The sequence below is a fragment of the Pseudoalteromonas sp. 2CM39R genome (genome assembly GCF_023161845.1).
In genome coordinates this window covers 1-24,210 of sequence record NZ_JALNTM010000015.1, presented here as the reverse complement: position 1 = coordinate 24,210, position 24,210 = coordinate 1, and the positions used below count along the sequence as shown (strand labels likewise).

At 42.0% G+C, this 24,210-nt stretch carries 22 protein-coding genes and 1 rRNA gene; 18 read left to right on the top strand and 5 right to left on the bottom strand.

The window, feature by feature from the left end; translation table 11 throughout:
• The first annotated feature begins 8 nt into the window (after positions 1-8).
• Positions 9-935 (top strand): homoserine kinase, encoded by a 927-nt coding sequence (gene thrB, locus MTF66_RS27150; protein ID WP_058586208.1) that lies wholly within the window; start codon positions 9-11, stop codon positions 933-935.
• A gap of 18 nt (positions 936-953) precedes the next feature.
• Positions 954-2,237, top strand: a complete 1,284-nt coding sequence (gene thrC, locus MTF66_RS27145) for a threonine synthase (protein ID WP_248529182.1) — start codon at positions 954-956, stop codon at positions 2,235-2,237.
• Between the two features lie 56 nt (positions 2,238-2,293).
• Here the strand turns inward: thrC and MTF66_RS27140 are convergent, their stop codons facing one another.
• Entirely contained in the window at positions 2,294-2,662 is a 369-nt protein-coding gene (locus tag MTF66_RS27140; protein ID WP_130166844.1) for a hypothetical protein, read from the bottom strand.
• A gap of 291 nt (positions 2,663-2,953) precedes the next feature.
• On the opposite strand from MTF66_RS27140, the gene glyA reads away from it, so the two are divergent.
• The 10 genes from glyA to MTF66_RS27090 all read left to right on the top strand — a co-directional run bounded on the left by glyA (position 2,954) and on the right by MTF66_RS27090 (position 13,343).
• Positions 2,954-4,210: a serine hydroxymethyltransferase gene (glyA, locus tag MTF66_RS27135; RefSeq protein ID WP_217874848.1), complete on the top strand. Its 1,257-nt coding sequence runs from the start codon at positions 2,954-2,956 to the stop codon at positions 4,208-4,210.
• A 108-nt stretch (positions 4,211-4,318) separates the two neighbouring features.
• On the top strand, positions 4,319-4,768 hold the full coding sequence (gene nrdR, locus MTF66_RS27130) for a transcriptional regulator NrdR (RefSeq protein WP_054552576.1): 450 nt from the start codon (positions 4,319-4,321) through the stop codon (positions 4,766-4,768).
• A 2-nt stretch (positions 4,769-4,770) separates the two neighbouring features.
• Complete coding sequence (gene ribD, locus MTF66_RS27125; protein WP_054562664.1) at positions 4,771-5,910, top strand: bifunctional diaminohydroxyphosphoribosylaminopyrimidine deaminase/5-amino-6-(5-phosphoribosylamino)uracil reductase RibD; 1,140 nt, start codon at positions 4,771-4,773, stop codon at positions 5,908-5,910.
• A 4-nt stretch (positions 5,911-5,914) separates the two neighbouring features.
• Complete coding sequence (locus MTF66_RS27120) at positions 5,915-6,568, top strand: riboflavin synthase (RefSeq protein ID WP_054562663.1); 654 nt, start codon at positions 5,915-5,917, stop codon at positions 6,566-6,568.
• A 42-nt stretch (positions 6,569-6,610) separates the two neighbouring features.
• Complete coding sequence (ribBA, locus tag MTF66_RS27115; RefSeq protein ID WP_248529180.1) at positions 6,611-7,726, top strand: bifunctional 3,4-dihydroxy-2-butanone-4-phosphate synthase/GTP cyclohydrolase II; 1,116 nt, start codon at positions 6,611-6,613, stop codon at positions 7,724-7,726.
• 105 nt (positions 7,727-7,831) lie between these two features.
• A complete protein-coding gene (gene ribE / locus MTF66_RS27110) occupies positions 7,832-8,296 on the top strand; it encodes a 6,7-dimethyl-8-ribityllumazine synthase (RefSeq protein WP_054562661.1) in 465 nt (154 codons plus the stop codon).
• A 15-nt stretch (positions 8,297-8,311) separates the two neighbouring features.
• Positions 8,312-8,722, top strand: coding sequence for a transcription antitermination factor NusB (gene nusB / locus MTF66_RS27105; RefSeq protein WP_054552571.1), 411 nt, complete (start codon positions 8,312-8,314; stop codon positions 8,720-8,722).
• A 44-nt stretch (positions 8,723-8,766) separates the two neighbouring features.
• Positions 8,767-9,741, top strand: coding sequence for a thiamine-phosphate kinase (gene thiL / locus MTF66_RS27100; protein WP_054562660.1), 975 nt, complete (start codon positions 8,767-8,769; stop codon positions 9,739-9,741).
• Positions 9,738-10,223, top strand: a complete 486-nt coding sequence (locus tag MTF66_RS27095; RefSeq protein ID WP_054562659.1) for a phosphatidylglycerophosphatase A — start codon at positions 9,738-9,740, stop codon at positions 10,221-10,223. Before thiL ends, MTF66_RS27095 begins: the two co-directional genes overlap by 4 nt.
• Positions 10,224-10,256: 33 nt before the next feature.
• On the top strand, positions 10,257-13,343 hold the full coding sequence (locus MTF66_RS27090; RefSeq protein WP_248529177.1) for a ligand-binding sensor domain-containing diguanylate cyclase: 3,087 nt from the start codon (positions 10,257-10,259) through the stop codon (positions 13,341-13,343).
• Between the two features lie 49 nt (positions 13,344-13,392).
• Here MTF66_RS27090 and dxs read toward each other — a convergent pair whose 3' ends face one another.
• From dxs to xseB, 3 genes are all read right to left on the bottom strand, one after another.
• Complete coding sequence (gene dxs / locus MTF66_RS27085; protein WP_248529175.1) at positions 13,393-15,255, bottom strand: 1-deoxy-D-xylulose-5-phosphate synthase; 1,863 nt, start codon at positions 15,253-15,255, stop codon at positions 13,393-13,395.
• 89 nt (positions 15,256-15,344) lie between these two features.
• Entirely contained in the window at positions 15,345-16,232 is an 888-nt protein-coding gene (ispA, locus tag MTF66_RS27080) for a (2E,6E)-farnesyl diphosphate synthase (RefSeq protein WP_058586204.1), read from the bottom strand.
• A gap of 4 nt (positions 16,233-16,236) precedes the next feature.
• On the bottom strand, positions 16,237-16,479 hold the full coding sequence (xseB, locus tag MTF66_RS27075) for an exodeoxyribonuclease VII small subunit (RefSeq protein ID WP_054552565.1): 243 nt from the start codon (positions 16,477-16,479) through the stop codon (positions 16,237-16,239).
• 272 nt (positions 16,480-16,751) lie between these two features.
• On the opposite strand from xseB, the gene pomA reads away from it, so the two are divergent.
• From pomA to MTF66_RS27055, 4 genes are all read left to right on the top strand, one after another.
• Positions 16,752-17,519, top strand: a complete 768-nt coding sequence (pomA, locus tag MTF66_RS27070; protein WP_175083277.1) for a flagellar motor protein PomA — start codon at positions 16,752-16,754, stop codon at positions 17,517-17,519.
• A 3-nt stretch (positions 17,520-17,522) separates the two neighbouring features.
• Complete coding sequence (locus MTF66_RS27065) at positions 17,523-18,446, top strand: flagellar motor protein MotB (protein WP_058586203.1); 924 nt, start codon at positions 17,523-17,525, stop codon at positions 18,444-18,446.
• Between the two features lie 129 nt (positions 18,447-18,575).
• Positions 18,576-19,052, top strand: a complete 477-nt coding sequence (locus tag MTF66_RS27060; RefSeq protein WP_054562655.1) for a hypothetical protein — start codon at positions 18,576-18,578, stop codon at positions 19,050-19,052.
• 66 nt (positions 19,053-19,118) lie between these two features.
• Positions 19,119-21,029 (top strand): DNA topoisomerase III, encoded by a 1,911-nt coding sequence (locus MTF66_RS27055; protein ID WP_248529173.1) that lies wholly within the window; start codon positions 19,119-19,121, stop codon positions 21,027-21,029.
• Position 21,030: 1 nt separating this feature from the next.
• Here MTF66_RS27055 and MTF66_RS27050 read toward each other — a convergent pair whose 3' ends face one another.
• On the bottom strand, positions 21,031-22,344 hold the full coding sequence (locus MTF66_RS27050) for a M20 family metallopeptidase (protein ID WP_248529171.1): 1,314 nt from the start codon (positions 22,342-22,344) through the stop codon (positions 21,031-21,033).
• Between the two features lie 83 nt (positions 22,345-22,427).
• Here MTF66_RS27050 and MTF66_RS27045 point away from each other — a divergent pair, with 83 nt between their 5' ends.
• On the top strand, positions 22,428-23,285 hold the full coding sequence (locus MTF66_RS27045; RefSeq protein WP_248529169.1) for a tetratricopeptide repeat protein: 858 nt from the start codon (positions 22,428-22,430) through the stop codon (positions 23,283-23,285).
• Between the two features lie 617 nt (positions 23,286-23,902).
• Positions 23,903-24,210, top strand: a 16S ribosomal RNA gene (locus tag MTF66_RS27040); the annotation flags it as partial.

The following is a 24,210-nucleotide window of genomic DNA, read 5'->3' as shown; positions in this document are numbered from 1 at the left end:
AGCTGGTCATGATCCGTGTATATGCACCCGCTTCAATCGGGAATTTTGCTGTCGGCTTTGATGCACTAGGTGCTGCGCTAGCACCTATCGATGGCACGTTATTAGGCGATGTTGTAGAGGTGAGTGCCGCTGAGCAAGATACTTTTGTCTGCTCTGGCGACTATGCCCATAAACTACCTGCAAATGCTGAAGAAAACTTGGCTTATCAATGTTTAATTCACTTTAAAGAGCACGTTGCGCCGGCTATGCCAGCGGTAAAACTTGAGCTTAAAAAGAACCTACCAATTGGCTCAGGTTTAGGTTCAAGTGCTTGTTCTGTGGTGGCAGCATTTGCTGCCCTTGATAAATTTGCCGAAACAAATTTATCTCAAGAGCAACTTATCGAGTTGATGGCTGATTTTGAAGCCATAGTAAGTGGCGGCCGTCATTACGATAACATCACACCCTGTTATTTAGGTGGCTTGCAATTAACTGGTGAACTCATTCCGAACAAGTCAATTTCGTTACCCGTTGATAATCAATGGTATTACGTAGCGGCTTTTCCAGGTTTTTCACTGAATACCGCAAAAGCGCGTTCGGTATTGCCAACGCAATTATCAATGCACGACAGTGTTGAGTTTGCACAGCGACTGTCTGCATTCAGCAGCTTATTGCTAACAGGTCGTTTTGATGCTGCGTTATCAATTATGACAGATGAAATCGCTGAGCCACATCGCGCACCATTAATCCAAGGTTTTGCCGAAGCTAAAAGTGCCTTGCCAGAGCTTGGCGCAGAGATTGTTAGTATTTCTGGTGCTGGCCCAACATTATTTACCGTGTGTAAAAGCCTTGAAGCTGCTCAAAAATGTGCAGCTTGGCTGAATGATAATTACGTAAATGAACAAGGTTTCAGCCACATCTGTAAACTTGATCAGCTTGGCACACGACAGCTTTAAAGAATTTAAGGAATAAACATGCAATTACATAATTTAAAAGATGAAACACAACAGGTGTCGTTTGTTGAAGCGGTAAAAACGGGGTTAGGGCGTAACCAAGGGGTGTTTTTCCCTGAAAGCCTTTCGCCAATTCAAGACATTGATGCGTTACTTGATTTAGACTTTGTTAGTCGTAGCAGCAAGATTTTATCGCACCTAATTGGCGATGAACTACCTGCCGATACCGTTGCACAGATGGTACAAAATGCTTTTAACTTTGATGTGGAATTGGTTGAAGTAGAAAAAGATATTTATTGCTTAGAGCTATTTCATGGTCCAACGCTTGCCTTTAAAGATTTTGGCGGCCGTTTTATGGCTGAGTGTCTTGCACAATTTAACCAAGGCGAAAAAGTCACTATTTTAACAGCAACATCAGGCGACACAGGGGCTGCGGTTGCCCATGCATTTTATAATAAGCCAAATATCGATGTCGTGATCTTATACCCGAAAGGTAAAATTTCACTAGCGCAACAAAAGCTATTCACAACGTTAGGCAATAACATTCATTGCTACGCTGTTGATGGTAGCTTTGATGATTGCCAAAGCATGGTAAAACAAGCGTTCTTAGACGATGAAGTTAAACAAAAGCTAGGTCTAAACTCTGCTAACTCAATCAACATCAGTCGTTTAGTTGCACAGGTTTGCTATTACTTTGAAGCGATTGCTCAATTACCTAAAGAGCAGCGTAGTAAAGCACATATCTCAGTACCAAGTGGTAACTTTGGTAATGTGTGCGCTGCAATGATCGGTGCTGTGCTTGGTATGCCAGTGGCTAAATTAAGCGCTACAACTAACCAAAACGACACTGTGCCTCGTTTCTTACAAAGCAAAGAGTGGGCACCGAATGACACGCTTGAGTCTTTATCTAACGCTATGGATGTGAGTAAACCGAATAACTGGCCACGTGTTCAGTTTATGTTGGATAACAAATGGTTTAGCTATGATGACTTTTATTCAAGCTGTGTTGGTGAAGAAGAAACAAAAGAGGTGATGAAAAAAATTCATCAAACGGGTTATATCGCAGAACCTCATACTGCAATTGCTTATCAAGGCTTGAAAGAAAATCTAGCAGATGGCAGTGCAGGTATCTTTTTAGCGACTGCACACCCAGCAAAATTTAAAGACAGTGTAGAAGAAATTTTAGACATCGAACTACCTATGCCGAAGCCGCTTGCTGATGCGCTAGCAAATGAGTGCTTGGCTGAAGATATTAAGTTTGACTATCAATTGCTTCGAACTGAGCTGTTAAATAAATTAGCATAACCTTGATTATAGAGCGGCTAAGCCGCTCTTTTTTATGCAGTCTTTTAATAAAGCCCTCAATGAAGTAACGAATGGCTATGACGGTTTAAAATCCGCATGCTTAGAATGACCCCTGCCGAGATACACAGCAAAATACTGATCACCGAAACGAGTTCATTTTGCGTCCATTGCATCAAGGTGAATGCCGAAATAAAAATGATAAAAGGTTTAAATTCATAGTAATAGCGACGTTTTCTTTGCTTGACTCGCTGGCTTGAATGATCGGTTCTTCTGGCTTCAGAACGCATCCGCCAAATGTTAGCACCTAATAAAAATAAGATTACACCGATTAATGTAGGCACATAATTATTGGCTAATGTGATACAACTGATGCCGAGAAAAAAGTATCCGTAGGGGACTAATTCGTATATTGGTTTAGCTAACATGTACTTATACCATCCTTGATATTGACTAGTTATATAAGCTTAGTTTGCCCTAATAAAAACGCAATTTAACAGAGCGATTTTTTGTTTAAGTAACATTTTAAATATCTATGAAACATTTTAAATTTATAAATTTTTGTTATGTATCAATAAAAAAATATCATTATTAAAACACTGTGAAATAAATTCAATCCCTGTTTAAATATGTTCATCTTTACAAGATAGGCAAAAGTGCGTTTTAAGCGTACAATACAGCCTTTAAAAAACACCATACACGTTGCCTTAGGAGACCCCATGTTAGAACGTAGCATGAATATTTCGGATTTCGATCCAGAGTTATTTGCAGCCATCAATAAAGAGACGGCTCGTCAAGAAGAGCACATCGAACTGATCGCGTCTGAAAACTACTGTAGCCCACGCGTACTTGAAGCGCAGGGTTCTCAGCTTACCAACAAATATGCTGAAGGTTACCCAGGCAAACGTTACTATGGCGGTTGTGAGCATGTTGACGTTGTTGAGCAACTAGCAATTGACCGTGCAAACGAATTATTCGGCACAGATTACGCTAACGTTCAACCACATGCGGGTTCACAAGCAAACGCAGCTGTTTTCCAAGCTCTTCTTCAGCCACACGATACAGTACTAGGTATGAGCTTAGCTCATGGTGGTCACTTAACTCACGGTTCACACGTTAACTTTTCTGGTAAAACGTACAATGCAATTCAATACGGCCTAAACGACGAAACTGGCGAAATTGATTACGCTCAAGTTGAAGCACTTGCATTAGAGCACAAACCAAAAATGATCATCGCTGGTTTCTCTGCATACTCAGGCGTTGTTGACTGGGCTAAATTCCGTGAAATCGCTGATAAAGTAGGTGCATACTTATTCGTAGATATGGCTCACGTTGCTGGTCTTATCGCGGCAGGTGTATACCCAAGTCCAATCCCTCATGCACACGTTGTTTCAACAACAACTCACAAAACATTAGCAGGTCCTCGTGGCGGTCTAATCGTTTCTGCATGTGGTGATGAAGAGATCTACAAAAAGCTAAATAGCGCTGTATTCCCTGGCGGTCAAGGTGGTCCTTTATGCCACATCATTGCTGCTAAAGCGGTTGCTTTCAAAGAAGCATTACAACCAGAATTCAAAGCGTACCAAGCACAAGTTGTTAAGAACGCACAAGCAATGGTTGAAGTACTGCAAGAGCGTGGCTACAAAGTTGTTTCTGGTAAAACAGACAACCATTTATTCCTTCTTGACCTAATCGATAAAGATATCACAGGTAAAGATGCTGACGCTGCACTAGGTAACGCAAACATCACTGTAAACAAAAACTCAGTACCAAACGACCCACGTTCACCGTTTGTAACGTCTGGTCTTCGTATTGGTTCTCCGGCTATTACTCGCCGTGGTTTCAAAGAAGCTGAGTCAAAAGAGCTTGCTGGCTGGATCTGTGACGTACTAGACAACATCAACGATGAGTCTGTACAAGCAGAAGTAAAAGAGAAAGTTAAAGCTATCTGTAAAAAATTACCAGTTTACGCTTAATTACTGGTTAAACCGTAATTAAGATAACAATAGCGTTGTTTTTTGCTATTATAAAGGCCGCTTACTAAGCGGCCTTTTTTTGTTTTTTATAAACGGAAGTTGAACCCTATGCATTGCCCTTTTTGCACCGCAAAAGATACTAAAGTAATTGATTCTCGACTTGTTGGCGGTGGTCACCAAGTGAGACGTCGACGTGAATGTAACGAATGCCATGAGCGCTTTACCACCTTTGAAGGCGCTGAACTTGTGATGCCAAGAGTCATCAAGCAAGACGGTAGCCGCGAACCATTCAATGAAGACAAGTTACTGAATGGCTTGCATCGCGCTTTAGAGAAACGCCCAGTGAGCACTGAGCAGGTCGACGAAGTCGTTAACATCATTAAATCTCAACTTCGTGCTACGGGTGAGCGTGAAATCTCTAGCCATTTAATTGGCGAGTGCATCATGGAGTCACTAAAGAAACTCGACAAAGTAGCCTATGTGCGCTTTGCATCGGTTTATCGTTCATTTGAAGATATTCGCGAGTTTGGTGAAGAAATCGCTCGTTTAGGTGATTAATCATGTCGTTTACAGAGCTTGATACGGCTTATATGGCGCGTGCCATTGAGCTTGCTAAACAAGGTCGTTTTACTACGACGCCAAACCCGAATGTTGGCTGTGTTTTGGTTAAAGATGGCGAAATAGTCGGTGAAGGGTTTCATCAATTAGCTGGGCAGGGCCATGCTGAAGTGAATGCCTTGGCTGTAGCTGGCGACAACGCGAAAGGCGCCACAGCGTATGTGACCTTAGAGCCTTGTAGTCATTATGGACGCACTCCACCTTGTGCCGAAGGTTTAAAAGCCGCGGGTGTTAGCAAGGTCATTGCCGCTATGGTTGACCCAAACCCTGCGGTGAGTGGTCGCGGCCTACAAATTTTAGCGGACGCAGGTATTAGCGTTGCATCTGGTTTACTTGAACAACAAGCGCGCGATTTAAATAAAGGTTTTTTAAAGCGTATGGAATCTGGATTGCCATATGTGACTTGTAAAATGGCATGTAGTTTAGATGGTAAAACCGCGCTAAATAACGGCCAAAGTAAATGGATAACAGGCCCTAAAGCGCGCCAAGATGTGCAAGCATTTCGTGCGCAAAGCTGTGCTATCTTAACCGGTGCAGACACCGTTATTACTGATAATGCCAAACTTAATGTCCGTGTTGATGAGTTGCCATTTACCATGCCAACCTCGTTGCCTTTGCGCCAACCAACCCGAATCATTATTGACTCACAAAACAGGTTAACGCCTGAGCTTGCGTTATTCAGCATCGAGAGCCCGGTGATAATTTTTACCACTTCGCTTGATAATCACACCAAGTGGCCTCACTTTGTTAAACACGAAGTGGTGCCAGCAAATAACAATAAAGTTGATTTATCGGCGGTTTTAAAGCGTCTTGCTGAACTACAATTTAATCATATTTGGCTCGAAGCGGGGGCAACCCTTGCTGGGGTGTTCGCAGAGCAAGATTTAATTGACGAATACATTGTTTATATTGCCCCTAAGTTAATAGGTGATATGGGCAAAAGCTTACTAAACTTTGCAGAAGTCACCATGATGAGTGATATCACTGAACTGACCTTTACTGATACAGTGATGATTGGCGATGATATTCGCTTAACAGCGATAAAAGCAAAGCAAGCCACAGACATTGAAAATAAAGAGTAGCACTATGTTTACTGGAATTATTGAAGCAACAGGTAAAATTGTTGAACTAACACAAAAGCAAGGTGATCTAGCTATTCGTATTCAAAGCCCTAATTTGGATATGAAAGACGTCAAGCTCGGTGACAGTATTGCCACCAATGGTGTGTGTTTAACGGTTGTCGCTAAACATAGCGATGGTTTTAGTGCTGACTTATCAAACGAAACAATTAGCTTAACTGGGTTTGCACATTATAAAAAAGGTCAAACAGTTAACCTCGAAAAAGCCATGCAACCGGTTTCTCGCTTAGGTGGGCACTTAGTGTCAGGCCATGTTGATGGTATTGCGACTGTCGAAAGTATTAGTCCTAATGCTCGTGCAACTGAGTACTGGTTAAGCACAGACAATGATTTAATGAAGTACATTCCGTACAAAGGTTCGGTGTGTATTGATGGCATTAGCTTAACCGTTAACGAGGTTGAGCAAAATCGCTTTAAGCTGACGATTGTTCCGCATACTGCAGAGCAAACAACGATTGCAGAATTTCAGGTGGGGACTCAGGTGAACTTAGAAGTTGACCAGATTGCTCGCTATTTAGAGCGCCTAATTAAAGGGGCTGAACAACCTTCCCGTTCAGACATATCAATGAGCTTGCTAGCACAAGCTGGCTTTATTAAATAAGCAAAGATACGTCACTATTAATCATACTCTCATGGGCACATTATGAATTTACACAGCGCGCAAGAAATTATCGATGACATTAAAGCCGGTAAAATGGTTATTTTAATGGACGATGAAGACCGAGAAAATGAAGGCGATTTAATCATCGCAGCAGAGCACATTAGTGCTGATGCTATCAACTTTATGGCAACACATGGCCGTGGTTTAATTTGTTTAACAATGACACAAGAGCGTTGTCAGCAGTTAGAATTACCACTTATGGTGAAAAATAACGGTGCTGCTTTTTCAACTAACTTCACAATGTCAATTGAAGCGGCGAAAGGTGTAACTACAGGTATTTCAGCGGCCGACCGCGCACGTACCGTTCAAGCTGCAATCGCTAAAGGTGCCGTGCCGAGCGATATCGTACAGCCAGGGCATATTTTCCCAATTATGGCGCAGCCTGGTGGCGTGTTAACACGTGCAGGTCATACTGAAGCGGGTTGTGATTTAGCGCGTTTAGCGGGTCTTGAGGCGTCATCTGTGATTGTTGAAATCTTAAACCCAGATGGCACCATGGCGCGTCGCCCAGATCTTGAAGTATTTGCTAAAGAGCATGACTTAAAGATTGGCACCATTGCAGATTTAATCGAATACCGAAACCTAAACGAAACCACCATTGAGCGCGTTGCTAAATGTAAACTGCCAACAGATCACGGTGAGTTTGATTTAGTGACGTACAAAGACACCATTGATGGTCAACTTCACTATGTTTTACAAAAAGGTGAAATATCGAAAGACGAGCCAACGTTAGTACGTGTTCACTTACAAAGTACCTTTAACGATATCCTATTATCAGATAGAAGTGCTGATCGTAGCTGGGGCTTATCAGATGCTATGGCTTATATCGCTCAGCACAACGGTGTGCTGGTTATCTTGGGTAAACAAGAGTCAACAGAAGACCTAGAAGCAACCGTTAAAGCCTTTGCCGCTGAAGATGCTGGCGAAAATGTCAGTCATCGTAAATTCCAAGGTACATCGCGTACTGTGGGTGTGGGCTCGCAAATTTTGGCTGATTTAGGTATTGAAAAGATGCGCTTAATGAGCCGTCCTAAGAAGTACCATGCGTTATCTGGTTTCCACTTAGAAGTGGTTGACTACGTTGAGCCTCGCTCTTAATTAGGGAAAACAGATTTACTAGGCTACTTTTATATTTTTGTGGTATTATGCGCCGTAATTTTTGCGCAATCGCAACCGCTTAAACTTATTTTTTAGGGTTATTAAATGAAAATTATTGAAGGTAACAAATACGCACCGGGCAAAAAATTTGCCATTGTCATTTCTCGCTTTAATGACTTTATTGGTAGCAGCCTATTAGCAGGTGCTGTTGATGAGCTTAAGCGCACAGGTGGCGTATCTGAAGACGACATTACAGTTGTTTACGTACCAGGTGCCGTTGAATTACCTTTAGCAGCGAAACGCGTTGCAGCAAAGAAAGAACACGATGCAATCATCGCTTTAGGCGTAGTGATCAGAGGTGGTACACCACACTTTGATTTAGTCGCTGGCGAATCAAACAAAGGTCTTGCGCAAGTATCTCTTGAGTATGATATCCCGGTTGCATTTGGCGTATTAACCACTGAAAGCATTGAGCAAGCAATTGAGCGCGCAGGTACCAAAATGGGTAACAAAGGCGGCGAAGCTGCTTTAGGTGCGCTTGAAATGGTTAATGTGTTAGACAAAATTTAAGTTTAAGGAATCTCTGTGAAACCAGCAGCAAGACGTAAAGCACGTATCTTAGCACTTCAAGCCGTATACTCTTGGCAGTTAAGCGGTAACCCAATTGCTGATATTGAACAGCAAATGTTAATTGAAAATGATGTGACTAAGATCGACGTCGAATATTTCAAAGACCTAGCACGCGGTGTTGTTGTTAACTGTAAGCAATTAGATGAAATCGTTGCACCACATTTAGCACGCCCAGCTGATGAGTTAGACATGGTCGAAAAAGCAATTTTACGTCTGTCTGGCTATGAGCTGAAATTCCGTGAAGACGTACCTTACAAAGTGGCAATCAATGAAGGCATTGAGCTTGCTAAGATGTTTGGTGCTGAAGACAGCCATAAGTTTGTCAACGGTGTACTTGATAAAGCAGTGAAAGAACTGCGTAAGTAAGTAACCCCGTAAAGGAGAGCCGGCTTGGGCCGGCTTTTTTGTGTATGAAGGAATTTGAACTAATCAATCGTTACTTTAAGGGGCGTGGCATTATTCGCCGCGATGTGAACCTAGGTATTGGTGACGATTGTGCCTTAGTAACTGTGCCTGAAAACTGTCAATTGGCGGTAACAACAGACACTTTAGTTGCGGGCGTACACTTTTTTGATGACATCTCTGCGCGTGCCCTTGGGCATCGAGCTTTAGCTGTTAACTTAAGTGATCTTGCGGCAATGGGTGCTGAACCTACGTGGATTTCGGTAGGCCTAACTTTGCCTGAAGCAAATATAGAGTGGCTTGAAGAGTTCACTGAAGGCATGCATGAAATTGCAGAGTACTTCAATGTGCAAATTATTGGTGGTGATACCACTCAAGGCCCTTTAACTATTACGATTTGTGCTAAAGGTATCGTGCCTGAAGGCAAAGCACTGCGCCGTAGCGGTGCTAAAGTTGGCGATTGGATTTATGTAACTGGTCCATTAGGTGATGCTGGTGTAGCCATTGAAGCCCGTAAACAAGGCCTCGATATTGCCCCTGAACACTTAAGCTATTTAAATAATCGTTTTGATTATCCGACTCCACGTGTTGCAGCTGGTCAGGTTCTGCGAGGCGCTGCCTCTGCAGCAATTGATATTTCCGATGGCTTATTAGCTGACTTGGGCCATATTTTAGCGCTATCGCAAGTTAGTGCAGTGATCAATGTCGATAAAGTGCCTGTTTCTGATGCATTAAATTCGTCGATTCCACGAGCAGAGCAATTTGACTATATCTTAAATTACGGTGACGACTACGAGCTGCTGTTTACTGTGCCAGAAAGCAATAAAAGCATGGTTGATATGAAGCTACGCCAATATGGTGTTGAAGCAAGTTGTGTAGGTCAAATTAAAAGTGGCGAAGGTGAGATTGAGCTATTACTTGATGGTGAGCAATTTAACTATCAAGGTAAGGGCTTTCAGCATTTTACGAAGGAGCCGGTTTGAGCAGTAACCGATTATTCAATTTAAAACGCCCACACCAATTTTTTGGTTTGGGTTTTGGCTTAGGCCTTGCCCCTAAAGCACCTGGTACCTTTGGTACCTTTGCTGCCTTGCCATTTATTTTTACTACTATGTACTTTCCACTGTGGTTACAAATTGTGTTTGCCATCGTGATCAGTGTATTTGGTATTTGGGCATGTGGTAAAACAGCAGATGACTTAGGGGTACATGATCATCCAGCCATTGTTTGGGATGAAGTTGCTGGTTATTATATCACCATGATTGGTGCTGCACTGAGTTGGCAGTCACTGTTGGTTGGTTTTTTATTGTTCCGCTTTTTTGATATCGCTAAACCAGGCCCTATCCGAATTCTAGATAGACGTTTACACGGTGGCTTGGGCATCATGGCTGATGATATTTTAGCAGGTATATTTTCATTAATTTGTGTTCAAGCCTTGTTTAAAGCAGGCTATTTGCCTTTTTAAACGATGAGTTAAGTGTTACTTGGTGGCAAGTATATGATGCGATTTCTAGTTGTCTGTTTGTTGATGCTTTGCAGCACGCCTGCGTTTGCATCTATTACTGACTATGTCGTCAAACAGTGGAACATCCAAAATGGCTTGCCATCGCAATCTTTAAAAAGTATTGCTCAAGATGAGCAAGGCTATATGTGGCTGGGCACTCAGTTTGGCTTAAGTCGCTTTGATGGTAACACCTTCACTAACTTCAATACGCAAAACAGCGATTTCCTGCCAAGTAATGGTATTAATAAACTATTAGTTGATAGTACTGGGTTACTTTGGGTTGGTACCAAAAATGGCTTGGTAACACTTGATCCTAAAACCATGATGTCGCAAACCTTTAACGTAAAAGGTCCGGTTCGCGATATTCTTGAAGATTCCAAAGGCAGTATTTGGATTGCAGCGAATGGCCTTTATTACGTTGCTCGAAACCAAGTCACACTAAACCAAAACTCCGCATTAATCGTGCCGGTATCTAATGCCACAGCAATTACGCAAATTGTGGGTTCAGTGAGCCAAATGGCGTTGTCGCCAGAAGGCATTTGGCTGGTTAATGAGCGTCACTTATTGCGTTTAACCAATACCTCTTCTGACTTTGCTAAATTACGATTAGAGCTGACTGCCAAAGTTTCATTACCTGAACGATTAGCACAAACCATTATTCATGACATGGCTTGGCTTGAAGGGAACTTATACCTTGCTTCAGAGCTGGGTGCTTACTTTCTTGATTTAGATGACGAGCTGCGCCCATTTCCACTGCCAAATGCCAGTAACTCTGCCGTTTATAAGTTTATGAGCGACTCAGATGGGGCGCTATGGATCTCGACCTATGGCCGACTGTTATTTCGTGACAACTCAGGGGATTGGCAATGGGTTGAGCCAAGCCAGCTCGATCAAAGCATTTGGTTTGCCGATATTTTCCGTGACAATCAAAATAATATTTGGCTGGCAAGCTTCAGTGAAGGCTTATGGCTTGCTCACGAAGGACGTATTGAGCGTCACTCAGCTATCTCAAATATGACCGAAGCGGTGATGGCGATTAGCCAAGCACCTGATGGCAAATTATGGGTGGCTAACCGCAGCGGTGTTGGCTACTTCGATTACAACAAGAATTTTGTAAATCAAATTCCGAGTAATCAGTTTGGTCGAGCAGCAGTGCACGACTTACAGTTTGACGGTGATCGTTTGTACATAGCAACAGGCCGCGGTGTGTTTTATTACGAAAACCAAAACTTGTATACGGTGCCGGGGCGAGCACTGCGCGATAACCCAGTATTCGCAATAAGCCGTTCTAGCAAAGGCGGTTTTTGGCTAGGTACTGGCCGTGGTATGTACCGCTTAAGCTACGGTGGTTTAACACCCTTTGCATACAATGCATTCTTAAGCAGTAAATTTATTACCTATGTTCTGGATGAGCAAAACTTTGGCTTAATTGGCACCAGTAAAGGGGCTTATTACTTTACCGACCGTGGTATTGAAAAAATTGGCGACCAAACCAGCTTAGAAAGTGCCTACGTTACCAGTATTTTGAATATTGAAGGGGTGGGGATATTAATTGGCTCACTTAACGATGGTTTATTTTATCGCAGTACCAAAGGCCAGTGGCGTCAGTTAGATGCAACCGATGGTCTGCCGTATGGCTCTATTTTTAGTCTTGTTTACGACAAGCAATTAAAACGTATCTGGGTCAGTACCATGAAAGGTGTATACCGCATGCCAGTCGAACAGTTTGGTACTGATATCGAGAGCTTAAAAGTAGAACAAGTGATCTCATCGTTCGACCGCCAACTTGATGGTAAGGCAAGTCAGTGTTGTGCTGGTCTGGGTCATGACGCTGTAGCAGATACAGGTAACTCTATTTGGTATCCAAGCCTACAAGGTGTGGTAGAAATACCAAAGAGCGTTGAGCTTTTTGGTGTACAAGCACTTAAGCCTCGTATTGAGAGCTTGATCACGCCGCTTCGTCATTTAAGTACCGCAACTTTAGGCGATAAACCAGAGCTACAAATTGATGAACGCGATGTAACGTTAAAATATACCGCGATTGATTATTATGCTCCTTCAAGTATTGAGTTCCGTTACCGTTTAAGTGGCTTAGACAGTGACTGGCGTTATGCCAATACTCGTCGTGAGGCAATCTATACCAACTTACCACCGGGGTCGTTTTTATTCCAACTTGAAGCAAAACGCCGTGGTGAAGATTGGCAAAAAGCACGTCGTACTGAGTACAGCTTTGTAGTGCCGCGCCGTTTTGATGAGACTATTTATTTTAGACTATTGATCACCAGTAGCTTTATTTTACTGTTCTACCTTGTGTTTTGGGTATTTAGAGCGCAAGAGAAACGTAAGCAATTAGCCCTTGAAAGCTTAGTAACAGAACGTACCGTAGAGCTTCGAGAAGCTAACGATAAGCTTAACCAAGTGAACTCACAGCTTAAGCTAGTAAGTCACTCAGATGAGCTTACAGGTCTTCGTAGCCGACGCTTCTTGTTTGATCAGCTCCCTAAAGATATCGAACACTTCCAGCGAAACTCGCAGTCATTGCAAGCGCAGGGTAAGTCGCTCGTTCTATTGATAATTAACTTTGATAACTTTAGTCGCATTAATGATGCATATGGCCCGCTCGCTGGCGATAGCTGCTTACAGCAAATGGCGACTTTATTGAATAGCCGTACTCAAGGTTCTGACTATGTTGCACGTTGGAGTGGTGATGAGTTTTTACTCTTACTACGTGATTTCAAACGCACAGCGATAGACAATTATGTGGCCGATTTATGTGAAGCAATTGCAGCAAACCCATTTAGATTACCGAATGGAGAATCGACCACGATTACAGCTTCGGTTGGCTGGTCTTTCTATCCATTACCTTTATTGGGTGGCCAAGTTATTGGTTGGGAAACTTCAGTTAACCTTGCCGATATCGCCCTGCATCAAGTTAAAAAGCGCGGTGGTGATGGTGTAGCAAACATCACCTTTGACGAGCAATTAGATGCCTTTGAGTTCGAACAAAGCCACAATGTTGATCAGCAGCTTAGTGCACTACAAGCTAATGGTTTAGCCGATATTAAAATTTGGATGCGCTAGCGATTAAAAAAGGAGCCTTAAGGCTCCTTTTTAGTGAATGCTGTTTGGCTTAAGCCATGAACTCTTTGATGCTAGTTAAGATACCACTTGCATCTAGGCCCATTTCGGCGTGCATTTCATCTTGCGTACCATGCTTAATGAACTCATCTGGAATACCTAAGTTTAAGATAGTCACATCGGCTTTGATTGCAGCTAAATATTCATTCACAGCAGAACCTGCACCGCCAGCAATGGCGTTGTCTTCTAGGGTAACAATGACATCATGGCTGCCGAGTAATTCACTGATAGCGTCAGTATCAAGAGGCTTAATAAAGCGCATATCAATAACTGTTGCGTTAAGCTCTTCTGCAGCTACCTTGGCGTTCTCTAGCAGCGTACCAAACGACAAGATGGCCACTTTATTACCTTGTTTGATACTACGCGCTTTACCGATTTCAACCGCGCTCATAGTCGATTCAACTTCACAAGTGCCGGCACTACCACGTGGGTAACGAACAGCAACAGGTTGATTGCATTGGTAGCCAGTGTAAAGCATTTGGCGGCACTCGTTAGTGTCGCTAGGCGCCATGATGATCATATTAGGAATACAGCGCATAAAGCTTAAGTCATAGGCGCCTTGGTGAGTTTCACCATCAGCACCAACAATACCAGCACGGTCAATAGCGAATAAAACAGGTAAGTTTTGTAATGCTACATCGTGGATAAGTTGGTCGTACGCACGTTGTAAAAAGCTTGAATAAATAGCAACAACAGGCTTCAACCCTTCACAAGCAAGGCCAGCTGCAAGCGTTACAGCATGTTGCTCAGCAATTGCTACATCAAAGTATTGCGCTGGGTACTCTTTAGAAAAACGTACCATGCCTGAGCCTTCACGCATCGCAGGGGTAATTGCCATTAGCTTGTCGTCTTGGGCTGCCATATCGCATAACCAGTCACCAAACACATTTGAGAATGTGGCAGCGCCAGGTTTAGATTTTGGTAATTTTGACATGCTCGGATCAAATTTTGGTACGCCATGGTAACCAATTGGATCCGCTTCGGCAGGCTTATAACCTTTACCTTTTTGCGTTTTAATATGTAGTAATTGCGGGCCTTTAAGGTTACGCATATTACGTAAGGTATCTACCATCATATTAACATCATGACCATCAATTGGGCCGATGTAATTAAGGCCTAACTCTTCAAAGAAAGTGCCCGGAATGACCATACCTTTTAAATGTTCTTCCATTCGGCTGGCAAGTTCTTTCACTGGCGGTAAACCAGAAAGAAGCTTTTTACTGCCTTCACGAATATTGGTGTAGAAGCTACCAGACAAAATACGGGCAAAGTGATTGTTTAGTGCACCTACGTTTTCTGAAATCGACATTTCATTATCGTTTAAGATAATTAACACGTTAGGGTTAACATCACCCATGTGGTTCATCGCTTCAAATGCCATACCAGCAGTGATCGCACCATCGCCAATAACAGCAACAGTTTTACGATCTTTACCTTCTTTTTCGGCAGCAATGGCCATACCTAAGGCAGCCGAAATAGAGGTGCTCGAATGGCCAACACTAAAAGTATCGTACGGGCTTTCTTCACGGAATGGGAAAGGGTGCAAACCGTCTTTTTGACGAATAGTATGCATTTGGTCACGACGACCCGTTAAGATTTTGTGCGGGTATGCTTGATGACCCACATCCCATACTAAACGATCTTCAGGAGTGTTATAAACATAATGCAGCGCAACGGTTAACTCAACAGTGCCTAAACCTGATGCTAGATGACCACTACTTTGCGAAACTGAATTAAGTAGGTATTCGCGTAACTCTTTACTAAACGCAGGTAACTTGTCTTGCGCTAAATCACGCAGCTGTGCTGGTTCGTCAACCAAACTTAATAATGGATACTTGCTACTATCAAGTGTCATGATTTTTTATACATCCTTCGCTAACCAGAGTGCATTATAGCCCATTGCTGCTCTGATTTTTTAGTTATTTTGTCTTTCTTTTTTAGGCATTAATAATTACGTTCAACGATATAGCTAGCAAGGCTCGCCAGTTCGCTGGTGTCGTAATCAATTGCCTCAAGAGCTTGATGAGCTTGAGCTAGTAAATCTTGTGCTTTTTGCTTTGCACCAGCCATACCTAATAAAGCAGGGTAAGTTGCTTTATTAGCCGCAATATCTGAGCCTTGTGGCTTACCTAATGTTTCAGTATCAGCTTCTACATCAAGGATATCGTCTTGTACCTGAAAAGCTAGCCCTATTGCTTGGCCAAATAGGTTTAATTGCGCGAGAGTATGTTCATCACAGCTTTTTGCACTCAATGCACCGAGTGTAATAGCACAATTAAGCAAGGCGCCCGTTTTTAGCTGATGAATGCGCTCTAACTGCGCAACTGAAATTTCTTTATCGGTCGCTTCAATATCCAGTGCTTGCCCACCTACCATACCTTCAATACCTGAGGCTTTGCTTAATGAGGCAATCATTTTTACTTGCTGGCTCGCAGGAACGGCAAATTGATGGTTGGCAATTAAATCAAATGCCAGCGTTTGTAATGCATCGCCCGCGAGTATGGCTTGCGCTTCGCCATAAACAATATGACAGGTAGGGCGGCCACGTCTTAAGTCATCATCATCCATGGCTGGTAAGTCATCATGGACTAAAGAGTAGCTATGAATACACTCAATAGCGGCAGCAAGAATATCAAGATCGGCCTTGTCTGCGCCCATCATTCGACCTGTTGCGTATACAAGGTATGGACGTAAGCGCTTACCACCATTTAAAACACCGTAATGGGTGGCTTCTTTGATAGTTTTTTCGGTATTAAGTGGTAGTTCGAAATAGCGATTTAAATGTGCTTCAACGTCTTCACGAGCGCGTTGTAGTTGTTCTTTTAATTGCACTTAATTAGTCCAAGTTTGAATCAAAATTACTAAGAGGAGCTTGGCTATCGTTACCCATTAAAATGGCAACCTTTTGTTCGGCTTGCTGTAACTTACCAGACGAAGCATTCGCCAGTGCAATGCCGCGTTCAAATTGTTTTAGCGATTGTTCTAGTGACAATTCACCTTGCTCCATTTGTGCAACAATTTGAGATAATTCATCCAGCGCTTCTTCAAAGCTTAAGTTTTCTGGTTTCTTTGTTGCCATTGTGGCCTCGATAGCTGTTAGAAAGTGAGGCCAATTTTAGGGGGAATGCTAAACTAGGTCAAAGAATGATGTGTTTTTTTACGCATAATCCATTTTCAATATGCTATTTTTACGGTTTTAGATACAGCTTAAACTTGTAGCTTAAAAATCTTACATTAAAATAAAATTAATTCATTTAATGATTTAAGTATTTCAACTGCTTGCCGATAAGCAGTTAATAATAAAAATTTGATACCTGAGGGTGTCGTGTAATTGTTCCTCTGGAGGGGTATGTGGATTTAGCAACCATAATAGGTATTCTTGGTGCCATAGGCTTAATTGCTATGTCGATGGTGTTAAGTAGTGACGGCCAAGTTGCAATGTTTTACAACACGCCTTCGGTGGTCATTGTATTTGGTGGTTCGATTTTTATCGTATTATCGAATTTCACTATGGGGCAATTTTTGGGCATAGGTAAAGTTGCTGCAAAAGCCTTTATGTTCAAAATCGAATCTCCAGAAGAGTTAATTGAAAAAGCAGTAGAATTAGCTGATTCAGCACGTAAAGGTGGTTTCTTAGCATTAGAAGAAGCCGAAATCCCCAACGGTTTTATGCGTAAAGGGGTCGATATGTTAGTGGATGGTCATGATGCTGATGTTGTTCGTGCCACACTGCAAAAAGATATTTCTCTTACTGCTAACCGTCATGAAATAGGGGCTGGATTATTCAAATCACTTGCCGATATCGCTCCTGCAATGGGTATGATCGGTACGCTAATCGGTCTGGTTGCTATGTTATCAAATATGGATGACCCGAAAGCAATCGGCCCTGCAATGGCGGTTGCACTTTTAACTACTCTTTATGGTGCGTTCTTAGCAAACGTTGTTGCTATTCCAATTCAGGTAAAACTAGAGCTACGTAAAGACGAGGAAGCGCTTAATCAACGCTTAATTCTCGACGCGGTACTAGGTATTCAAGATGGTCAAAACCCGAAAGTAATTGAAGGTATCTTGAAAAACTACTTAGCTGAATCAAAACGTAAAGTTGATACCGAGGAGTAGGGCATGTCAGATGAAGAGTGCAAATGTCCACCACCGGGTTTACCCGCCTGGATGGGAACCTTCGCAGATTTAATGTCATTATTAATGTGCTTCTTTGTACTCTTGCTTGCTTTCTCAGAAATGGACGTACTGAAGTTTAAGCAAATTGCCGGTTCTATGAAGTTTGCTTTCGGTGTACAAAATAAAATTGAAGTAAAAGATATTCCAAAGGGAACCTCGGTCATTGCCATGGAGTTCACTCCGGGTAAACCTGAACCCACTCCTATTGAAACGATTCAACAACAAACCGTAGAAATGACGCAACAAATGCTTGAGTTTCAGGCTGGTGATGAAAGCTCTGCCGGTGGTCGTCAAGAACAGCGCGGTAATAAACGTGGTGGTGAATCGCAAAGTACGGCTCAACAACAAGCTTTAGAACAGTCAATTTCAGCAGCTGATCAAGAACAAACAAATGAACTTGTGAAGAAAATTGCTCAGCAACTAGAACAGCAAATTATGGATGGTGCGATTGAGCTCGAGTCATTAGGCCAGCAAATTATTATTCGCATTCGTGAGAATGGTTCATTCCCATCGGGTAGTGCTTTTTTACAGCCAAAATTTAAACCTATTATTCGTGATATTGCTACGCTGTTAAAAGATGTGCCGGGTGAAATAACCGTGTCAGGGCACACTGATGACTTCCAAGTATCGAATGAGCTTTATACAAATAATTGGGATTTATCATCAAAACGTGCGGTGGCAGTTGCCAGTGAAATGGAAAAAGCGCCCGGTTTTGATAAATCTCGTATGATGGTGGTAGGTCACGCAGAAACAAGGCCCCTTGTACCGAATGTGACCGATGAAGATCGCAAGCGTAATCGCCGTGTTGAAATCTCTATTATGCAAGGTAAAGCACACGAGTCTGACCCTATTGATGTAAGGCAATAAATCAATTAAAGTGAAACTTCATTAACACATGTAATGGAGTATAAAAATGAAAAAAGTTGATAAATATAGCTATATGCCAGGCAATGGTGATGGCGGTGATGACGATAAAACTGATTAAGGCACTGCATTTTGCCTGATTGGTTTGTAGAAATTAGAGTTATATTAAGCAATAGCTGGGTGTTCATTTTGAGCCCGGCTATTATTATTTTTTACCTTCGTAAAGATTGGCCCGCTTTTTATTTCTCTATCATTACTGCTGCTTTTTTCCTTTATGGAACTCTTATTTATTCTGCTTTAAGAGAGTTTGATGATATCTATATCTGGCGCTATGTCGTTTGGGCTTTTAATGATATTGCTTGGATGGCAATCATTGCTTACTTAGGTATTAAAGATAAAGTCTACTTATGGCAAAGTGTTTTAGGGCAGTTGGTTGTGATAATGGCGCCCATTTTACAGTTGTTCCGTTTAGTTGACCGCCACCTTTGGGATTTGTCTTACAGCACCTACATGTACAAGACCCTGCTACCGCTAATCAATATTGGTACTGTGGTCGTATGTTACCTACCGCTTATCTACCTCTTTACTCGACGAAGCCAGCAAGCTTAAGGCGTTTCTTCGTTAAAAATCCTGTGCTAGACTACTGGTTATAAAAACAGTATTTAGTGTTGCGTTATGAAACTTTACATTGCCGAAAAACCATCCTTGGCGCGAGCCATTGCAGATGCTCTGCCAAAACCACAAAAAAAGCATGATGGCTATATAGAGCTAGGTAATGGTGATTGTGTCTCATGGTGTATTGGTCATTTGCTTGAACAAGCAGAACCTGATGACTACGATGCAAGTTTTAAAAAGTGGCGGTTTGAACATTTACCTATCGTGCCTGAACAATGGCAATTAAAACCTAAATCAAAAACACGTAAACAACTCACTGTATTAAAAAAGCTAATCAAGCAGGCAAATATAATTGTTCATGCCGGTGACCCTGATCGCGAAGGCCAGCTATTGGTTGATGAAGTGATCGAACAGGTTAAACTTAGCCAAGCTAAAAAACAGCAAATTCAACGACTCTTGATCAGCGACTTAAACTTAAGTGCAGTTAAAAAAGCGCTGAATAATTTAAAGTCGAATCGCGATTTTATTCCATTGAGTGTATCTGCTTTAGCTCGCTCACGTGCAGATTGGCTATTTGGCATGAATTTAACTCGCGCTTATACGCTTGCTGGGCAAAAAGCTGGATTTGGTAATGTGTTATCTGTTGGGCGTGTTCAAACTCCTATTTTAGGTCTAGTTGTAAATCGTGATAATGAAATCGCTAACTTTGTAGCAAAACCTTTTTATGAAGTATTAGCTCATCTTGAAACTCAGCAGCAGCAAGCATTTTCTGCAAAGTGGCAGCCAAGTAAAGCATGTGAACCTTATCAAGATGAAGAAGGGCGAGTATTGCATAGAGGGCTTGCTGAAAATGTTGTGTCACGCATAACTAATCAACCGGCTAAAGTGGTTGAGCTTGATCAAAAGCAAAAAAAGCAACAAGCGCCACTGCCTTATAACTTATCTGCTTTGCAAATTGATGCGGCAAAAGCGTTTTCTATGCCTGCACAAAAAGTATTAGATACCTGTCAAAGCTTGTATGAGCGCCATAAGTTAATTACGTATCCTCGTTCAGATAACCGCTATTTACCAAAAGAGCATCATAAAGATGCCGCGAGGATTATTGCTGCTATCGTCAATAATGAAGGTCAAGCAAGTGAAGCTTGCAAACAAGCTGATACCAGTAAGCGGAGTAAATGTTTTAATGACAACAAGGTTGCAGCTCACCACGCTATTGTTCCTACCGAAAAACAGCTTCGCTCAGCATCATTAAATAGCGATGAACAAAAAATCTATCGCTTGGTCTGTCGTCATTATTTAATCCAGTTTTATCCAGACTATGTTTTTAACGAGACCAAAGTAACGGTTGAAATTGCGGGTGGGCTTTTTAAAGCAGCTGCTAAGCAAGATGTTAGCTTAGGCTTTAAAACATTAATGGGCAAAACAGAGTTAAAAGATGAGCAAACCTTACCGCCACTTGAAAAAGGTCAGCCGCTACATTGCAATCAAGGTGAAGTGGTAGACAAAATGACGACACCGCCAGCGCATTTTACTGATGCTACCTTATTGAGTGCTATGACAGGCATCAGCCGCTATGTGAAAGACCCAGAAATTAAAAAGATCCTCAAAGAAACTGATGGCTTAGGCACTGAGGCTACACGGGCTGGTATTCTTGAGCTTTTATTTAAACGCCGCTTTTTAGAGCGTCAGGGTAAAAACATTCTAGCTACCGCAACAGGCAAAGCTCTCATAAGTACATTACCAGAGCAGCTTGCTAGCCCTGACTTAACAGCTAAGTGGGAAGCATCGTTAGGGAATATAGCTGAGCAACATATGAGTTATCAGCAATTTTTAACGCCATTGTTGGCAGAGTTACATGCTTTAGTTGAGCAAGCTAAGCAGTGCGACAGCCAAGTCTTTGCCCAGTTACCAAAAACGCCGCAAAAGCGACGTTTTAAAAGAAAAGCTAAGCCCAGAGCTAAGTCAGCCTAAACTATTTTTTGTTGAATAGGGCAACCGCAGCATTACTCATCGCTGTAATCCCAGTAGGAAGCGCCTTTTTGTAATCAGGTGCAAACTTACTTGAGTGTAAAGAAGGTAATGTTGCGCCAGATTGCATTGCTGCATCATATTGACTCGGTTCAACACCGCCTAGCCAAAACAAAGTAATTGGCACGTGCTGCTCTGTACGACCATAAAGGCCAAAGTCTTCACCAGCCATGACAGCTTCAGTTTCAAGTACATTGTCTTCACCAATAGCATTAGCAATTGCTGAACGCACTACATTGGTTTGTGCAGGGTTATTGTAAGTCGAGGGAATTGACTCATCTTCATGCACATATACTTCAGGTGCTAAGCTTTCATCAAGTCCTGCACTTAATGCAATACCTTTAGAAATTCGTTTAATCGCTGCGATTTGTTGCAAACGTACTTCAGGGTTGTAACTACGCAATGTAAGTTGTAGTTTTACTTCATCAGAAATGACATTGTGTTTAGAGCCACCATGAATTGAGCCAACGGTAATCACAGAAGGTTCTAGTGGTGACAATTCGCGACTAGTAATAGTTTGCAGTGCCAATACAATACGTGAAGAAATCACAACAGGGTCTATTGTTGTATGTGGATAGGCACCGTGACCGCCTTTACCCTTTACAGTAATATCAACAGAGTCAACACTTGCCATCGTATACTCAGTTTTCATGCTAACTTTACCAGCAGGAACACTCGCACTTACATGTAAACCAATAACATGGTCTGGAGTAGGGTACTTAGTAAAAAGCCCTTCTTTAAGCATTGCTTTTGCACCACCGCCCACTTCCTCAGCAGGTTGTGCGACCATCATTAGCGTACCTTGCCACTGATCTTTATGTGTCATTAACTGTTGTGCTGTGCCAATAAATGAACTCATGTGAATATCATGACCACAACCATGCATTACGCCAACGGTTGCACCAGCATCATTTGTTACAGTCACTTTAGAGGCGTAAGGTTTTCCAGTTTGCTCAACAATTGGTAATCCATCAGTATCAGTGCGGATCATTACTGTAGGGCCATCACCGTTTTCATAAATACCAACAACGCCATAACCACCTACATTATCTGTAACAGTAAAGCCCAGTTGTTTTAATTGCTTTGCTAGCTTTTGACCAGTTTCTTTTTCGTGGTAAGACAGCTCGGGAGATTGATGTAAATCTAAATAAAGCTTTTCAATCTCAGGCATAGTTTTTTTGAGATTTAAATCGAGCGTTGTTGCTTGTGCGAATGGACTAAGAAGTAATAAAGCTGCAGAAATAGCAGATAATTTCATAATGACCTCGACCCGTGGGGCTTGTAATTGTTATGTTTGCCACTATATAAAAACCTAAATACTTATATAGTGCAATCGATCAAATGAATAATATGATAAAACTTACCCAGCAAAATTTGCAGCAAGCACTGGGTGAAACGTCCGCTGAAAAGCTAGTGCTACTTACTTTTTACTCTGCGCAAAACCCAGAGTGTCATCAGCAAGCTGCAATTTTAGAGAAAATAGCAAATGAGTATGGTGAGCATTTATTAGTAGCGACATTAGATTGTGATGTTGAGCAAGCCCTTGCTGGGCAACTTGCGCAGCAAATTGGTTTACAAGCATTACCTACGCTTGTGATGTTAAAAGATTCAGCGCCTGTGGATATGTTACCTGGTGCTCAAACAGAGCAGCAAATTCGCGATGCGCTAGCCAAACATTTACCAGCTCAACACGAATTATTACTAGAGCAAGCTAAGCAAGCGTTAATTAATCAAGATCTAAATAATGCCTTTAACTATGCAAAGCAGGCTTATGAGCTTGATCCAAACCATACACGTGTAAAGTTAGTTTTAGCTGATATCTGTATTCAAATTCATAAATTAGAGGATGCGCAAGCATTATTAGATTCGGTTGCAGAAAATGAACGTGACGCGTATTTCACAAATATTCAAGCAAAATGTGAACAAGCATTAGCTGCAACAGATTCACCAGAGATAAAAGCGCTGCAGGATAAAGTTGAAAAATACCCAAATGATTTAGAGATAAAAGTAGAACTAAGTAATGCTCTTAATAGCGCGGGTCGTAAAGAAGAGGCTTTAGAGATGCTATTTAATGTACTTAAAAAAGATCTTAACTACGCAGATGCAAAACCAACCTATCTAGAAATTATCGCTTCTTTACCTGATGGCGATGCCTTGGCATCTAAGTATCGTCGTAAGTTATATAGTATCTTGTACTAATTCAGAGTTGATTGATAAAAGCGCCACTAAGATTGTGGCGCTTTTTTTATTTAAAAACTTGCGTATTACCTAATTTCGATAATACTTAAGATCCTCTCGAGAAAAGTTGGCTGTATTTTGTACAGTAAACTGTGTTTTTTACTGCCTTTAGCTTGTTTTTTGCGCGAAAGGTAAGTTTTTAGTAGTTTTCTACAAAAAGTGCTTGCGTTAATTCTTCGCATCCCTATAATGCGCATCCACTGACACGGCGGGCAGCAATGAAAAGCGCTGAACAAAGTGACACAGAGTTAAGTAAAACTTCGGTTTAAAACGGTCTAAATAGAAAGTTTAAAATTAAGTGTTGACTCGAAAAATTAAGGATGTATTATACGCATCCCTAGCGACAACGTCGCAACGTTCTTTAACAATATAAAGCAATCATCTGTGTGGGCACTCGTACAGATTGAGTTCTAACAGCGGAGCTTAGTTTACTAAGTAACGCAAACAAATTTAGAGTCTCAATTGAACTGAGTGACCAACGGAAACAAGTTTACTTGTTTCAGCACAGTCAATTCGATATCGAAAGATATCAAAATTCAGAATTCATTGAGCATGTCCTTCGGGACAGAAAAAACTTTTAATTGAAGAGTTTGATCATGGCTCAGATTGAACGCTGGCGGCAGGCCTAACACATGCAAGTCGAGCGGAAACGAAGAGGTGCTTGCACCTCTGGCGTCGAGCGGCGGACGGGTGAGTAATGCTTGGGAATATGCCTTATGGTGGGGGACAACAGTTGGAAACGACTGCTAATACCGCATGATGTCTACGGACCAAAGTGGGGGACCTTCGGGCCTCACGCCATAAGATTAGCCCAAGTGGGATTAGCTAGTTGGTGAGGTAATGGCTCACCAAGGCGACGATCCCTAGCTGGTTTGAGAGGATGATC

Excerpts from the sequence above, each read along its gene's own strand:
- thrB (WP_058586208.1), top strand. The coding sequence starts at position 9 with ATGATCCGTGTATATGCACCCGCTTCAATCGGGAATTTTGCTGTCGGC.
- ribBA (WP_248529180.1), top strand. The coding sequence starts at position 6,611 with ATGAATTTACACAGCGCGCAAGAAATTATCGATGACATTAAAGCCGGT.
- MTF66_RS27050 (WP_248529171.1), bottom strand. The coding sequence starts at position 22,344 with ATGAAATTATCTGCTATTTCTGCAGCTTTATTACTTCTTAGTCCATTC.
- nrdR (WP_054552576.1), top strand. The coding sequence starts at position 4,319 with ATGCATTGCCCTTTTTGCACCGCAAAAGATACTAAAGTAATTGATTCT.
- MTF66_RS27065 (WP_058586203.1), top strand. The coding sequence starts at position 17,523 with ATGTCAGATGAAGAGTGCAAATGTCCACCACCGGGTTTACCCGCCTGG.
- MTF66_RS27140 (WP_130166844.1), bottom strand. The coding sequence starts at position 2,662 with ATGTTAGCTAAACCAATATACGAATTAGTCCCCTACGGATACTTTTTT.
- ribD (WP_054562664.1), top strand. The coding sequence starts at position 4,771 with ATGTCGTTTACAGAGCTTGATACGGCTTATATGGCGCGTGCCATTGAG.
- MTF66_RS27090 (WP_248529177.1), top strand. The coding sequence starts at position 10,257 with ATGATGCGATTTCTAGTTGTCTGTTTGTTGATGCTTTGCAGCACGCCT.
- MTF66_RS27045 (WP_248529169.1), top strand. The coding sequence starts at position 22,428 with ATGAATAATATGATAAAACTTACCCAGCAAAATTTGCAGCAAGCACTG.
- thiL (WP_054562660.1), top strand. The coding sequence starts at position 8,767 with ATGAAGGAATTTGAACTAATCAATCGTTACTTTAAGGGGCGTGGCATT.
- xseB (WP_054552565.1), bottom strand. The coding sequence starts at position 16,479 with ATGGCAACAAAGAAACCAGAAAACTTAAGCTTTGAAGAAGCGCTGGAT.
- MTF66_RS27120 (WP_054562663.1), top strand. The coding sequence starts at position 5,915 with ATGTTTACTGGAATTATTGAAGCAACAGGTAAAATTGTTGAACTAACA.
- glyA (WP_217874848.1), top strand. The coding sequence starts at position 2,954 with ATGTTAGAACGTAGCATGAATATTTCGGATTTCGATCCAGAGTTATTT.
- dxs (WP_248529175.1), bottom strand. The coding sequence starts at position 15,255 with ATGACACTTGATAGTAGCAAGTATCCATTATTAAGTTTGGTTGACGAA.
- MTF66_RS27055 (WP_248529173.1), top strand. The coding sequence starts at position 19,119 with ATGAAACTTTACATTGCCGAAAAACCATCCTTGGCGCGAGCCATTGCA.
- thrC (WP_248529182.1), top strand. The coding sequence starts at position 954 with ATGCAATTACATAATTTAAAAGATGAAACACAACAGGTGTCGTTTGTT.
- ribE (WP_054562661.1), top strand. The coding sequence starts at position 7,832 with ATGAAAATTATTGAAGGTAACAAATACGCACCGGGCAAAAAATTTGCC.